Here is a 14208-nt window from a genome sequence, read left to right on the forward strand (position 1 = left end):
GGGAAGCCGTTGAAGGCGGTGTTCGCGGCCAGGACCAGCACCAGGGCGGTGGCGGCCTGGATGAAGTAGAAGCCGACGCTGTTCTCGCCGCCGAACACGGAAGCCGCCAGCTGCGCGATCACCGTGCGCTGCGTGTAGCCGTCGCAGTCGGCCAGCCCCGTCAGCCGGCAGGCGTCGTCGGTGATGTGCACCTTGGCGATGATCGCGAGGGTGGTGACGCCGACGAACATGGTGATGGCGATGATGCCCATCGCGGCCATGGTGGTCGCGGCGTTCTGGGACTTGGGCTTGCGGAAGGCGGGCACGCCGTTGGAGATCGCCTCCACACCGGTCAGCGCAGTACAGCCGCTGGAGAACGCGCGCAGGACCAGCATCACCAATGCGAGACCCGCCAGGTTCGCATCCCCCGGCTCCGCCTTCACGCCGTACGCGGCGGACTCGGCCACCGGCGCGTCCCCCATCAGATAGCGGAACAGGCCGGTTCCGACCATGATCAGCACGCCACCGATGAACAGATAGGTGGGGGCGGCGAACAACCGGCCGGACTCACGCACGCCACGCAGGTTCATCGCGGTCAGGACGGCGACGAAGACCAGCGCCATCAGCACCCGGTAGTCGACCAGGGCGGGCACCGCCGAGATGATGTTGTCCACGCCGGAGGCGACCGAGACGGCCACGGTCATCACGTAGTCGACCAGCAGCGAGGCGGCGACCACCAGACCGGCCGAGGGGCCCAGGTTCGTCGAGGCGACCTCGTACGATCCGCCGCCGCTCGGATAGGCGTGCACCACCTGGCGGTAGGACAGCACCACCACGGTCATCAGGGCAACGACCGCGCCCGCGATGTACGGCGTGAAGTGCAGATAGGCCAGGCCGCCCAACGTGAGCACCAGCAGGATCTCCTGGGTGGCATAGGCCACCGAGGACAGCGGGTCGGAAGCGAAGATCGGCAGGGCGAGCCGCTTGGGCAGCAGCGTCTCGCCCAGCTCCTCGCTGCGCTTGGCACGGCCGATAACCAGCCGCTTGAGTATCCCGGTCACATTGAGCACGGCGCGAGCGTAAGCCGCCCCACCAGCCCAAAAGCACCCTCACCGAGGCCTGAGGGGCATCAAGAACTCGTTAGGATTCCACGAGAGTTCGTACATATGGCGCAATTACGCCCGTAGCGGGGTGGTCCTCGCTACCTCAGTCCAGAGATCTTGAAGACGGAATGGGCGGTCTCGCCGTCGATCCGCCGCGACATCTGCTTCAGGGCGGTCGCCCCGGACAACAGCGTCCCTCGGCCCAGGGAGGTTCGGGCGCCCTCGTCCAGCAGACGCCACAGCGGAGGATTGGCGACGAGCACCCGCGGGTCCAGCTCGACCCGTCCACCGTCCAGGTCGCGCAGGACCAGCCGCTGCGCGACGCCGTCCGACCAGCGCACCGCCACGAGGCAGTCCGTGCGCACTCTCCGTTCGCGCAGCAGGCCGCGCGACGCCAGCCAGCCCTCGCCGGCGGTCACCCTTGCCGGCAGCAGCACCACGAACAGCAGGATCGCGAGCGCCGTCCAGAGCGCGGCGCTCGCGAAGGTGAGGGCGCCGGAGCCGCCGTCGATCACCAGCAGCAGACAGAGAAGCAGCGTGGCGCAGCCGACGGCCGATCGCATGTCGCCAGTCCAGTTCTCGTCGCGCACAGCATCTCCGGGGGGCTTCGCGCGGTCGGCGTCGCGCCCCGGACGAGATGGTGTGATCCGCCGTCCCATGCAACTGACGCTAGGGGCGTCGAGGGCCTGCGCTCGGCTCATTGATGAACCGCTTACGTGGTGTCGGTCAACTTTGACGTTGCCCTAATGGCTCTCGTCATGATCTCGTGAATTTGCGGCCATGACGCGACAAGGACGCGTCAGCACCGAGCAAGACCGGCCGGATACGGGCACACCCTGAGCGGACCTGGAACAAAGGAGCCCACCCGCATGTCCGTCCTGTCCGCCGAGACCGGCGCTGCGCCCAGCGCAGAGGATCCCCCGGATACCGACGCCCGTCACAAGCTCACCGCTGTCACCGGCCTCGCCGCGCTCTCACTCGATGCAATGGCCTCGGTCGCCTATGGCCCCGAGGCCATCGTGCTGGTACTCGCTGCGGCAGGCGGCTACGGGCTGGGCTTCACGCTTCCCGTCACGCTCGCCATCGCGGGACTGCTGGCGGTCCTGGTCGCCTCGTACCGGCAGGTGATCGCCGCCTTTCCGGACGGCGGCGGCAGTTACGCGGTCGCCAAGGCGCATCTGGGCGCCCGTACGAGCCTGGTCGCGGCCGCATCGCTCGTCCTGGACTACGTCCTCAACGTCGCTGTCGCAGTCACCGCTGGCGTTGCCGCGCTCACGTCCGCCTTTCCTGAGCTGTACGGCGACCGGATGTGGCTGTGCCTCGCGGTCCTCGTCCTGATCACAGCGGTGAATCTGCGCGGCATCGTCGAGTCGGCGCGCGCCTTCATCGTGCCGACTGTCGTGTTCATCGGTTCGATCCTGGTGCTGATTGCCATCGGGCTGTTCCGCGACGCCCCGGCCTCGACCGAGGCGGCCGCCGGTCACGCCTCCGTACTCGCCGACAACGCCACCACCGTCGGCGCGCTGCTCCTGCTGAAGGCCTTCGCCTCCGGCTGCTCGGCGCTGACCGGCGTCGAAGCCATCGCCAACGCCGTCCCGTCCTTCCGCGCTCCGGCCGCCCGCCGCGCCCAGCGGGCCGAGGTCGCCCTCGGCGCGCTGCTCGGAGTGATGCTGATCGGCCTGTCCGTCCTGATCTCCCGCTTCGGACTGCAGCCGGTCGAGGGCGTTACCGTCCTCGCACAGCTCGCCGATGCGTCCCTCGGCCACAACTGGGCTTTCTACGTCATCCAGTTCGCGACCATGACGCTGCTGGCGCTTTCCGCCAACACCTCCTTCGGCGGCCTGCCGGTACTGCTGAAGCTGCTGGCCCGCGACAACTACCTGCCCCACGTCTTCGGGCTGAAGGCGGACCGGCAGGTACACCGGCACGGTGTGCTGACCCTCGCCGGTGTCTCCGCCGCGCTGCTGGTCTTCTCCGGCGGCGACACCAACACCCTGGTGCCGCTCTTCGCGATCGGCGTCTTCGTCGGCTTCACCATCGCGCAGACCGGCATGGTCCTGCACTGGCGGCAGCTGCGCGGGCCACGCTCGGCGGGCAAGGCGCTCCTCAACGGCCTCGGTGCCCTCCTCACCGGCATCTCCGCCGTCGTCGTCACCGCGACCAAGTTCCACGACGGTGCCTGGCTGATCGTGGTCGCGCTGCCGCTGCTGGTCGTCACGTTCGAGTTGGTGCACCGTGCGTACGAGAAGATCGGCGGGCGCCTCGGGGTGGGCCGTATCCCGGAACCTCCGCACCGCGACCGCTCGTTGGTCATCGTCCCGGTCTCCTCCCTGACCCGCCTCACCAGCGAGGCCCTGACGGCGGCTGTGTCGCTGGGTGACGAGGTCCGGGCGGTCACGGTCTGCCACCCCGACGCGGAGGACCGCGCCCAGACCGAGGCACTGGAGCACGACTGGGCGCTGTGGAACCCGGGTGTGGAGCTGGTGCGGGTGTCGTCGGACCGCCGCACGCTGGGCCGCCCGGTCGCCGCGTACGTACGGGAGCTGGCGGCGTCCGCGCCCGGGGCCCGGATCACCGTGCTGATCCCCGAGGTCGAGCCCGCCCACCTGTGGCAGCGGGTCCTGCAGAACCAGCGCGGTGCGGTCGTCGCACATGCGGTGCGCAGGGACACGGACGCGGTGATCTGCCGGCTCCGGTTCCGGCTGGACTGAGGTTCCGGACTGAGTGCCGAGCAGGCGGCCGCCGACCTCGGGCGCGGCGGGCCGCCCACCGAGGGTCAGCGCCGGCCGGCCCTGCGGCCGTGGTTCGCCTTCTTCTTGCGGCGGGCCTTCTTCTTGCGGGAGCGCTTCGACATCTGGTTCCGGGGTCCCTTCAGGCGCTGTGGCCGACGAGAACGTCGGCGAGCTTGGTGAGGCGCTTGATCGTGCGCTCCTCGGTGGCGGCTGGAGCGGGCTGGACCCGCTTGTCGCCTTCGTAGTACGCGCCGTTGACGATCTCCACCGCCGGGTCGCAGAGCCGTACGACATGGCAGGCGCCGTCGGTGGCGGTGGCCCCGTTGTGCCCGTACAGCGGCAGCAGCGCGGTCTCGCAGATGCCGGGGTGGACGGAGACGGCCGTCACGCGCGGGTCTGCGGCGAAGACGGTGAGCGCCAGCTGCGATTGGGCGTAGGCGGCGAGCCGCGAGTAGCGGCGCGCGCGATTGGGGTCGCTCCACTGGATGGAGCCGGTGCGGTGCAGCGAGGAGGAGACGTTGATGACTCTGCCGACGCGGCCGCCCGGCACCCCGTTCAGTGCCCGCCCCAGCAGGCAGGTGAGCAGGTAGTGGGCGAGGAAGTTGACCTGGAAGGCGATCACAGGCGCTCGCCCGGGATTCCGGCGGTGCTGACGAGCCTGTCGGTCGCCGCCCGCGCCTCTTCGGCGGTGCGGCCGTGCATGAGAACGGTGGTGCCGCGCTCGGCGAGCAGCCTGGCCGTCTCGTAGCCGATGCCGGAGGTGGCTCCGGTGACAAGGACAGTGCGGGAGGAAAGGGTTGAGCCGGACATGTCATCCAAGGGTGTGGGGCGTACGGATGCGATGAGCGCATACGAAGAAGGGGCGCCGGACAAGGTTTCGGCGCCCCGGGGACTACGGACTACGTGTCAGCCGACGGCTGCCAGCCGAAGGCCGGCGTGTCCGGGCAGCGGGGCACCCGACGGGGCGACGCCTGATGAGGCGGCCGGTCGAGAAGGAGCCACTCGCTGTTCACTCTGTCATCCAACTGGCTTGCGGGCAGCGGCTCAAGGGCGACGGGTTTTCCTTGACATCCCCCTGACGACGCCCCCGCTGACGAGACTCAGCCCAGGCCCGGCACGTTCGAGATCAGCAGGTCGATGAGCTTGATCCCGGCGAAGGGCAGCACCAGCCCGCCCAGCCCGTACACGGCGAGATTGCGGCGCAGCAGGTCGTGCGCGGTGGCGGGGGTGTAGCGCACGCCGCGCAGGGCGAGCGGGATCAGCGCCACGATGATCAGGGCGTTGAAGATGATCGCCGAGGTAATCGCGGAGGTCGGGCTGTGCAGGCCCATGAGATTGAGGGCCTCGAGCCCGGGATAGGCGCCTGCGAACATCGCCGGGATGATCGCGAAGTACTTCGCCACGTCGTTCGTGATCGAGAAGGTGGTCAACGCACCGCGGGTGATGAGGAGTTGCTTGCCGATCTCGACGATGTCGATCAGCTTGGTGGGGTTGGAGTCGAGGTCCACCATGTTCCCGGCCTCCTTCGCGGCCGAGGTACCGGTGTTCATCGCGACGCCGACATCCGCCTGGGCGAGCGCGGGCGCGTCATTCGTACCGTCGCCCGTCATGGCGACGAGCTTGCCACCCTCCTGTTCCTGCCGGATCAGGGCCAGTTTGTCCTCGGGGGTGGCCTCGGCGAGGTAGTCGTCCACGCCCGCCTCCTCCGCGATCGCCTTCGCGGTCAGCGGATTGTCCCCGGTGACCATCACTGTCCGGATGCCCATCCTCCGCAGTTCCGCGAACCGTTCGCGGATACCGTCCTTGATGACGTCCTTGAGATGGATGATGCCGAGCATCCGCGGTCCGTCCCAGTCGTGGACGGCGACCAGCAGCGGCGTACCACCGCTCGCGGCGATCGAGTCGGCCCAGATGGCCGCCTGGGACGGGACGAGACCGCCGCGCATCTCCACCCAGTTGATCACCTGGGCGGCTGCGCCTTTGCGGATGAAGCAGGCCGCCCCGTTGTCCCACCGCAGATCGACGCCGCTCATCCGGGTCTGGGCGCTGAATTCCACGAACTGTGCGTTGCTCAACTCGCCCTGGGCCGGGGCCCGCAGTCCGTACTTCTCCTTGGCCAGGACGACGACGGAGCGCCCCTCCGGAGTCCCGTCGGCGAGCGAGGAGAGCTGAGCTGCGTCGGCGAGGATCAGCTCGTCGACGCCGGGCAGCGGTACGAAGCCGGCGGCCTCGCGATTGCCGAGGGTGATGGTGCCGGTCTTGTCGAGGAGGAGGGTGTTGACGTCGCCCGCGGCTTCGACCGCCCGGCCGGACATGGCCAGGACATTGCGCTGCACCAGGCGGTCCATGCCCGCTATGCCGATGGCGGAGAGCAGCGCGCCGATCGTGGTGGGTATCAAAGTGACCAGGAGGGCGACGAGAACGGTGGTCGACTGGGCGGCATTGGCGTACGCGGCCATCGGCTGCAGGGTGACCACGACCAGGACGAAGACGATGGTCAGCGCGGCCAGCAGGATGTTGAGCGCGATCTCGTTGGGTGTCTTCTGCCGTCGCGCGCCTTCGACCAGGGCGATCATCCGGTCCAGGAAGGAGTGCCCGGGGCGTGAGGTGACGCGTACGACGACCCGGTCGGACAGCACCGTGGTGCCGCCCGTGACGCCGCTGCGGTCGCCGCCCGACTCCCGGACGACGGGGGCCGATTCACCGGTGATGGCGGACTCGTCGACCGCCGCGATGCCGTCGACGACATCACCGTCCGCCGGGATCAGCTCGCCCGCCTCGACGAGGACGAAGTCGAACAGTTGAAGGTCGGTTGCTGCGACAGCCTCGGTCTCGGCGCTGTTCAGGTTGGTCCCGTAGCGCCAGTGCCGCAGCCGCAGCGCGACCGTGTCCGTACGCGCGCGGCGCAGTGACTCGGCCTGCGCCTTGCCGCGGCCCTCGGCCACCGCCTCGGCGAGATTCGCGAAGATCACCGTCAGCCACAGCCAGATGCTGATCACCCAGGTGAAGACGGACGGATGGAAGAGCGCGGAGAGCGTGGTGAGCACCGATCCGGCGGCGACGACGAACAGCACGGGGTTCTTGACCAGGGCGCGCGGGTGCAGCTTGTGCAGTGCCTCCGGGAAGGACTTCAACAACTGCACCGGATCGAAGAGCCCGCCCTGCCCGGAGCGCTTCCGGTGCGGGTGGGCGTGTGGCGGACTTCCATCCGGTGCCTGTGCTGTCGGAGCCTGCTGAGGAGCGGCGGGGAGCATCGCGGAACACCTTCTGATGGGGGCCTGCAGGAGAGAAGCGTCAGGCGCTGAGGCCTGGTCGACGCCGGGGCGCCCCGGCGTCGACCAGGCTGACTGCGGCCGCGACGCGGGGAGCCGCCGCGTACCCGCCGCCGAACACGCGTCATTCCACTGACGTCCGCGGTTCCAGCGGCCGAAAGGCAATCTAGCCGCCGCAAAACCCTCATCTCGCCTTTGCCCAGGGGTATTTACGGCCCTCTGACAGGCGCAGGCGGTGGGGCATCAAGCCCGCATCAAGAAGCACTGACATGGCGTCAGGGCGGCATCAAGGGAGGCCGATTCGTGTTGGAGCGTGGCTGAGACTCATCGCACGGGGGAACGGACGATCGTCCGTGGTGTGAGCTTGGAGGGCGTGTGACCATCACCGCCGGTACCGCGCAGAGTCCTGAGGCGGGATCCCGGACCGAAGCCGGAACACGCCACGCGACGGCCGTACGACCAGTCGGGAAGCCCGGCCCGCGGCCACGAGGGAGGCAGCTGCCGGGCCGCCCGCGCCTGGACGCCCTGAAGCAGCGGCTGCGGCGTCGCTGGGCGACCCTGCCGGCCAGGCTGCGTCTGGCACGTACGGGGATTGTGCTGCTCACGGCCGCGCTCGGGCTGCTGCTGCTACTGGCTGGGCTCGCCGTCTCCGATACATGGCACACCGTTGCGGGACGCGACGCCCCGCGCACCACCAGCGCCGCCGGTCTCGGTCTCGCGCTCAACGACATGGACGCGCAGGCTGCCAACATTCTGCTGTCCAGCGGGGACGGGGGCGCGGGCCGCATGGAGGTCCCGTACGACAAGGCCACCGGCTTCTACGACTCAGCTCGTCGCACGGTCAGCCGCGAACTGCGTACGCTCGCCGTGGCCGCCGAGGGCGACGCGCAGTCCGAGCGCACCGTCGAGGCGTTGACCGAGAACTTCGCCCGCTACCAGGAGCTGATCGGTCGCGCGCTGGAGAACGACGGCCGCTCGGGCGGCAAGGCCGCGGCCCTGGACGACTACCAGTCGGCCACCCGCCTGCTCGGCAGCCATATCCGGCCCGAATCACAGGCGTTGATCGCCGCCAACAACGAGGCGTACGAAGCCGAGTACGACGCCGCACGCTCCCGGCTCGACGCCGAACTGATCGCTGCGGTCGTGCTCGGCCTGCTGCTCCTCGCCGCTCTCGTCGTATTGCAGTGGTATCTCGCGAAGCAGTTCCACCGGATTCTCAACCCGGCACTCCTGGCCGGCACGCTCTGCGCCTTCCTCGCGTTCGCCCTGGGCGGCCAGGCACTTGCCGCCTCCTCCGATCATCTGCGCGGCGCCCGCCGTGACGCCTTCGACTCTGTCGTCGCGCTGTCCCGGGCACGCGCCATCGCCTACGACGGGAACGCCGACGAAAGCCGCTACCTCCTCTTCAGGCAGGAGCGGACCGCCTACGAGCAGTCCTTCCTCGACAAGTCACAGCAGCTGTACGGCATCGAGGGGGCGACCCTCGCGACGTACGACACAGGCGTGGACGAGACTTGGGCCGCCTACCGCACCGACCATGCCGATCTGCGCTTCACCGGTGAGTTCCGGCGCGAGCTCGACAACATCACTTTCCCTGGCGAACGCACCGCCGCCGAGCGGACCGTCGAGGCGTACGCCGTCTACCAGCGCGACGACCGCACCATCCGCCGTCTGATCGCGGAGGGCAAGGAGAAGGAGGCCATCGCCTTCTGCATCAGCTGGGACCCGGGCAAGTCCAACGCCCACTTCGGCGCCTGGATGGCCGCACTCGACCAGGTCACCGACATCAACCGGACCCAATTCGCGGCATCGGTGCGCGAGGGCAGGGGTGCTGTCTCCGGCCTGCTGCCCGGGGCCGGCGGCGCTCTCGTGGCGGCCGCGGCGCTGACCGTACTCGGTCTGCGCCCGCGGCTGGCCGAGTTCCGTGCCTGAGCGGGCGGGGTGATGTCCTCGTGTCAGGGAGTCGTCAAGGTCCGCGGGACCGGCAGCCCGGACGGGGTTCCCGGGCGGACGCTTTCCTTGTGAGCGCTGAGAATGCAGTCGGTCTTGTCATCGCTGTCGGCCTCGTCGGGTACCTGGTGGCGGCGCTGATCTTCCCGGAGAAGTTCTGAAGCCCCAAGACGCGAGGTGGGCCATGAGAACTCCGCTTCGTGACACGGTCGCGCTGGGTGCCGCCCTGCTCGCCCCGCCCGCGGTGGCTGCTGTCCTGGTGCCTTTCCGTGATGACGCGACGAACGCGACCCTGGCACTGATCCTTGTCGTGGTCGTGGTGGCGGTCGCCGCGATTGGCAACCGCACGGCGGGAGCCCTCGCGGCGCTGTCGGCGGCCGCCTGGTTCGACTTCTTCCTCACCCGGCCGTACCAGCAGTTCACCATCAACGATGCCGACGACATCGAGACGGCCGTCCTGCTGCTGGTCGTGGGCATCGTGGTGTCGCAGCTCGCCGCACGCGCCCGGAAACTCCAGGTGATCGCGGTGACCGACGCCGGTCAGCTGGCCCGTCTCCATGAGACCGCCCAGCTCGTCCAGGCCTCCGGGTCTCCCGACAAGGTCGTCGATCATGTGCGGCGCCAGCTCGTCGACGTACTGGAGCTGCGGGGCTGCCGCTTCGAGTACGACAGTCTGCTCGGGCAGCCGCCGCGGCTGGAGCAGGACGGCGGCATGGTCGTGGCGCGCAAGCACTGGGACGTCGAGCGGCGCGGCTGGCCGGAAGGCGAGATCGAGCTCCGCGTCTTCGGCAACGGCCACTACCGCGGCCGGTTCATGCTGCGGCCCGGCCCCGGGTCCGTCCCCTCTCTCCAGGCGCGGCTGGTCGCCGTGACCCTCGCCGACCAGACCGGCGCGGCCCTGAACACGGCAGGCCCTGTGCTGGAGCACTGACCTCCTGGGCCTTCCGGCCCCCTGACGTGTGTCGGATGACCGGAAAGGACGTCGTCGGCGGGCCACGGGTCCCATTCCGGGGTGTGACGGGCCTGTATTTCCAGTGGTCGGGGTCCGAGCGCGTAAGAGCTCCGTCAAGAGCGCTCCAATGGCCGTAAGAGGCCCGTCAACGGAACGCATATGCGCTGGGCGGGGCGCTTTCCTGGTCAGGTCCGTTCAATACGAATCTCTTCCAGGAGCTCACGATGGCCGACGTGGCCTTCGTCGTCACCACGATCGCGGTCTTCGCGCTGGTGGCCTTCATCGCCAAGGGGGTGGCAAAGCTGTGACTGCCGAGAACATTGTCGGGCTGATCGTGGCCGTCGCCCTGCTGGGCTACCTCGTCCTCGCCCTTGTGTACCCGGAGAGGTTCTGAGCACAGATATGAGCCCCGAACTCGCCGGTGTGCTCCAGCTGCTCGCGCTGATCGCAGCGCTCGCGCTGGCATACCGCCCGCTGGGCGACTACATGGCCCGCGTCTACTCCTCGACCAGGCACCTGCGGGTGGAGAAGTGGATATACAAGGCCATCGGCGCCAACCCCAATGCCGAGATGCGCTGGCCCGCCTATCTGCGCGGCGTCCTCGCCTTCTCCGCGGTCAGTGTCCTGTTCCTCTATCTGCTTCAGCGGCTCCAGGGTTCCCTGCCCGGCTCGCTCGGCTTCTCCTCCATCGACCCGGACCAGGCGTTCAACACCGCCGCGTCGTTCGTGTCGAACACCAACTGGCAGTCGTACTACGGCGAGCAGGCCATGGGCCACGTCGTGCAGACCGGCGGCCTGGCGGTGCAGAACTTCGTCTCCGCCGCGGTGGGTATCGCGGTGGCGGTGGCTCTGGTGCGGGGCTTCGCCCGCTCGCGGACCGGTGAGCTGGGCAACTTCTGGGCGGACCTGGTGCGCGGCACGGTCCGCATCCTGATCCCGCTCTCGGTGATCGGCGCGATCGTACTTGTCGCCTGTGGCGCGATCCAGAACTTCGCCGGGATCCACGAGGTCGGCCAGTTCATGGGCGGCTCGCAGCAGTGGAACGGTGGCGCGGTCGCCTCGCAGGAGGCGATCAAGGAGATCGGCACCAACGGTGGCGGTTACTTCAACGCCAACTCGGCGCACCCCTTCGAGAACCCCAACGCCTTCTCGAACCTGTTCGAGATCTTCCTCATCCTGCTCATCCCGTTCGCGCTGACCCGCACGTTCGGCAGGATGGTCGGCTCGATCAAGCAGGGTTACGCGATCCTCGCCACGATGGTCACCATCTGGGTCGGCTTCGTGCTGCTCATGATGTGGACGGAGTTCGCACACCACGGTCCGGCGTTCGAGGTCGCGGGCGGTGCGCTGGAGGGCAAGGAGACCCGCTTCGGCGTCGGTGCCTCGTCGATCTTCTCGATCTCCACGACGCTCACCTCGACCGGCGCGGTCGACTCCTTCCACTCGTCCAACACCGGTCTGGGCGGCGGGCTCAACCTGCTGGGTATGCAGCTGGGCGAGATCGCGCCCGGTGGTGTCGGCTCCGGCCTCTACGGCATGCTGATCATGGCGATCATCGCGGTGTTCATCGCGGGCCTGATGGTGGGCCGTACGCCCGAGTACCTCGGGAAGAAGATCGGCACCCGTGAGATCAAGCTGGCGGCCTGCTACATCCTCATCACCCCGGCGCTGGTGCTCTGCTTCACCGCCGCGGCGATGGCGCTGCCGACCCCAGTGAACTCGATGACCAACAGCGGTGCGCACGGCTTCTCCGAGATCCTCTACGCCTACACCTCGGCCGGCAACAACAACGGCTCGGCCTTCGCCGGTCTGAACGCGGACACGCAGTGGTTCAACACCACCCTCGGTCTGGCGATGCTGCTCGGCCGGTTCCTGCCGATGGTGTTCGTGCTGGCGCTGGCGGGCTCGCTCGCCGAGCAGAAGCCGGTCCCGGAGACCGCCGGCACCCTGCGGACCAACAAGCCGCTCTTCACCGGGCTGCTGGTCGGCACGATCCTGATCATCACCGGTCTGACCTACTTCCCGGCCCTGGCGCTGGGTCCGCTCGCCGAAGGGCTGGCGTCATGACCACCAACGTAAAGAAGCAAGAGGAGCCCGGCTCCATGTCCACTGTCACTCCGACCCGGGCGCCGCACTCCGATGTACCGACCGGTCACAAGACCGAGCCCGGCCGCGTCGGCGGGGGTCTCTTCGACCCCAAGCAGCTGCTCAAGTCCTTCCCGGACGCGGTCAGGAAGCTCGACCCGCGGGTGATGATCAAGTCGCCCGTGATGTTTGTGGTCCTGGTCGGCTCCGTGCTGACCACCATCTTCGCGATCAAGGACACGACCGACTGGTTCGGCTGGGCGATCGCCGCCTGGCTGTGGCTGACCACGATCTTCGCCAATCTGGCGGAGGCGGTGGCCGAGGGCCGCGGCAAGGCGCAGGCGGACACCCTGCGCAAGGCCAAGACCGACACGGTCGCCCGCCGCCTGTCCAAGGACGGCAAGACCGAGGAGCGGGTGCCCGGTACCGACCTGCGCATCGGAGACCTGGTGGTCTGCGAGGCGGGCGACATCATCCCCGGCGACGGAGACGTCGTCGAGGGTGTGGCCTCCGTCGACGAGTCGGCCATCACCGGCGAGTCCGCTCCGGTCATCCGGGAGTCGGGCGGCGACCGGTCCGCGGTCACGGGCGGTACGAAGGTGCTGTCGGACCGGATCGTCATCAAGATCACGACGAAGCCGGGCGAGACCTTCATCGACCGCATGATCAACCTGGTCGAGGGCGCTGCCCGGCAGAAGACGCCCAACGAGATCGCGCTCAACATCCTGCTCGCGTCCCTCACGATCGTCTTCCTGCTCGCGGTCGTCACCCTGCAGCCGTTCGCCAAGTACGCGCACGCCGAACAGACCATGATCGTGCTGGTCGCGCTGCTGGTCTGCCTGATCCCGACGACTATTGGCGCGCTGCTCTCGGCGATCGGCATCGCTGGCATGGACCGGCTCGTGCAGCGCAATGTGCTCGCGATGTCCGGCCGGGCCGTCGAGGCCGCCGGTGACGTCTCCACGCTGCTGCTCGACAAGACCGGCACCATCACGCTCGGTAATCGCCAGGCGGCCGAGTTCGTACCGGTGCAGGGTGTCACCGAGGCCGAGCTGGCGGATGCCGCCCAGCTGTCCTCGCTCGCCGACGAGACTCCCGAGGGCCGTTCCATCGTGGTCCTGGCGAAGGAGAAGTACGGCCTGCGCGAGCGTCACCAGGGCGAGCTGGAGCATGCGGAGTGGGTGCCCTTCACTGCCCAGACCCGCATGAGCGGGGTGGACCTCTCCGAGAACGGTGAGGCCCGCAAGGTCCGCAAGGGCGCGACCGGTTCGGTGCTCACGTGGGTCAGGGAGCACGGCGGCCAGGTGGCCGACGACGCCGACCGGGCCGCCAACACGATCTCTCAGGCCGGCGGCACTCCGCTGCTGGTCGCGGTCGAGGACGATAAGGGCGCCCGTGTGCTGGGTGTCATCCACCTCAAGGACGTCGTCAAGGACGGCATGCGCGAGCGGTTCGACGAGCTGCGCCGCATGGGCATCAAGACCGTCATGATCACGGGCGACAACCCGCTGACCGCCAAGGCGATCGCGGAGGAGGCGGGCGTGGACGACTTCCTCGCCGAGGCCACCCCCGAGGACAAGATGGCGCTCATCAAGCGCGAGCAGGCCGGTGGCAAGCTCGTCGCGATGACCGGTGACGGCACCAACGACGCTCCGGCGCTCGCCCAGGCGGATGTCGGCGTTGCGATGAACACCGGTACCTCGGCCGCCAAGGAGGCCGGGAACATGGTGGACCTCGACTCCAACCCGACCAAGCTGATCGAGATCGTCGAGATCGGCAAGCAACTCCTCATCACCCGGGGCGCGTTGACGACCTTCTCGATCGCCAACGACGTCGCGAAGTACTTCGCGATCATCCCGGCGATGTTCGCGGTGGTCTACCCGGGCCTGGACAAGCTCAACATCATGAACCTGTCCTCCCCGGAGTCCGCGATCCTGTCCGCCGTCATCTTCAACGCGCTGATCATCATCGCGCTGGTGCCGCTCGCCCTGAAGGGCGTGCAGTACCGGCCGACCAGCGCGGACAAGATGCTCCGCCGCAACATCGGGATCTACGGGCTGGGCGGCCTGATCGCCCCGTTCATCGGCATCAAGCTCATCGACCTGCTCATCTCCCTCATCCCCGGAATCGGCTGA

At 68.6% G+C, this 14208-nt stretch carries 11 protein-coding genes and 1 pseudogene; 7 read left to right on the plus strand and 5 right to left on the minus strand.

Going from position 1 to position 14208, the window contains the following annotated elements; translation table 11 throughout:
- On the minus strand, positions 1-1049 hold a 1049-nt coding region (locus ACI2LP_RS29410; protein ID WP_404727564.1), incomplete at its 3' end, for an APC family permease.
- Positions 1050-1180: 131 nt separating this feature from the next.
- The gene (locus ACI2LP_RS29415; RefSeq protein ID WP_404727565.1) at positions 1181-1645 is read right to left on the minus strand and encodes a hypothetical protein; all 465 of its coding nucleotides are present in this window, start codon (positions 1643-1645) and stop codon (positions 1181-1183) included.
- A 306-nt stretch (positions 1646-1951) separates the two neighbouring features.
- Here ACI2LP_RS29415 and ACI2LP_RS29420 point away from each other — a divergent pair, with 306 nt between their 5' ends.
- Positions 1952-3793 (plus strand): APC family permease, encoded by a 1842-nt coding sequence (locus tag ACI2LP_RS29420; RefSeq protein WP_404727566.1) that lies wholly within the window; start codon positions 1952-1954, stop codon positions 3791-3793.
- Between the two features lie 65 nt (positions 3794-3858).
- Here the strand turns inward: ACI2LP_RS29420 and ACI2LP_RS29425 are convergent, their stop codons facing one another.
- From ACI2LP_RS29425 to kdpB (ACI2LP_RS29435), 3 genes and pseudogenes are all read right to left on the minus strand, one after another.
- Entirely contained in the window at positions 3859-3936 is a 78-nt protein-coding gene (locus tag ACI2LP_RS29425) for a 50S ribosomal protein bL37 (RefSeq protein WP_404727680.1), read from the minus strand.
- A gap of 17 nt (positions 3937-3953) precedes the next feature.
- Positions 3954-4624: pseudogene (locus tag ACI2LP_RS29430) on the minus strand (SDR family NAD(P)-dependent oxidoreductase).
- 290 nt (positions 4625-4914) lie between these two features.
- Positions 4915-7068 carry a potassium-transporting ATPase subunit KdpB gene (gene kdpB, locus ACI2LP_RS29435; protein ID WP_404727567.1) on the minus strand — a complete coding sequence of 718 codons (2154 nt, stop codon included), beginning with the start codon at positions 7066-7068 and terminating at the stop codon, positions 4915-4917.
- Positions 7069-7461: 393 nt separating this feature from the next.
- Between kdpB (ACI2LP_RS29435) and ACI2LP_RS29440 the strand changes: the two genes are divergently transcribed.
- The 6 genes from ACI2LP_RS29440 to kdpB (ACI2LP_RS29465) all read left to right on the plus strand — a co-directional run bounded on the left by ACI2LP_RS29440 (position 7462) and on the right by kdpB (ACI2LP_RS29465) (position 14208).
- Entirely contained in the window at positions 7462-9018 is a 1557-nt protein-coding gene (locus ACI2LP_RS29440) for a hypothetical protein (RefSeq protein ID WP_404727568.1), read from the plus strand.
- Positions 9019-9107: 89 nt separating this feature from the next.
- Positions 9108-9197, plus strand: a complete 90-nt coding sequence (gene kdpF / locus ACI2LP_RS29445) for a K(+)-transporting ATPase subunit F (RefSeq protein WP_404727569.1) — start codon at positions 9108-9110, stop codon at positions 9195-9197.
- 23 nt (positions 9198-9220) lie between these two features.
- Positions 9221-9967: a DUF4118 domain-containing protein gene (locus tag ACI2LP_RS29450; RefSeq protein ID WP_404727570.1), complete on the plus strand. Its 747-nt coding sequence runs from the start codon at positions 9221-9223 to the stop codon at positions 9965-9967.
- Positions 9968-10292: 325 nt separating this feature from the next.
- On the plus strand, positions 10293-10382 hold the full coding sequence (kdpF, locus tag ACI2LP_RS29455) for a K(+)-transporting ATPase subunit F (RefSeq protein ID WP_063801986.1): 90 nt from the start codon (positions 10293-10295) through the stop codon (positions 10380-10382).
- 8 nt (positions 10383-10390) lie between these two features.
- Positions 10391-12055, plus strand: a complete 1665-nt coding sequence (gene kdpA / locus ACI2LP_RS29460; RefSeq protein ID WP_404727571.1) for a potassium-transporting ATPase subunit KdpA — start codon at positions 10391-10393, stop codon at positions 12053-12055.
- Positions 12052-14208 carry a potassium-transporting ATPase subunit KdpB gene (gene kdpB / locus ACI2LP_RS29465; RefSeq protein WP_404727572.1) on the plus strand — a complete coding sequence of 719 codons (2157 nt, stop codon included), beginning with the start codon at positions 12052-12054 and terminating at the stop codon, positions 14206-14208. The genes kdpA and kdpB (ACI2LP_RS29465) overlap by 4 nt, the downstream gene beginning before the upstream one ends.

The sequence above is a fragment of the Streptomyces sp. NPDC019890 genome (genome assembly GCF_044903445.1).
Classification (GTDB): Bacteria; Actinomycetota; Actinomycetes; order Streptomycetales; family Streptomycetaceae; genus Streptomyces.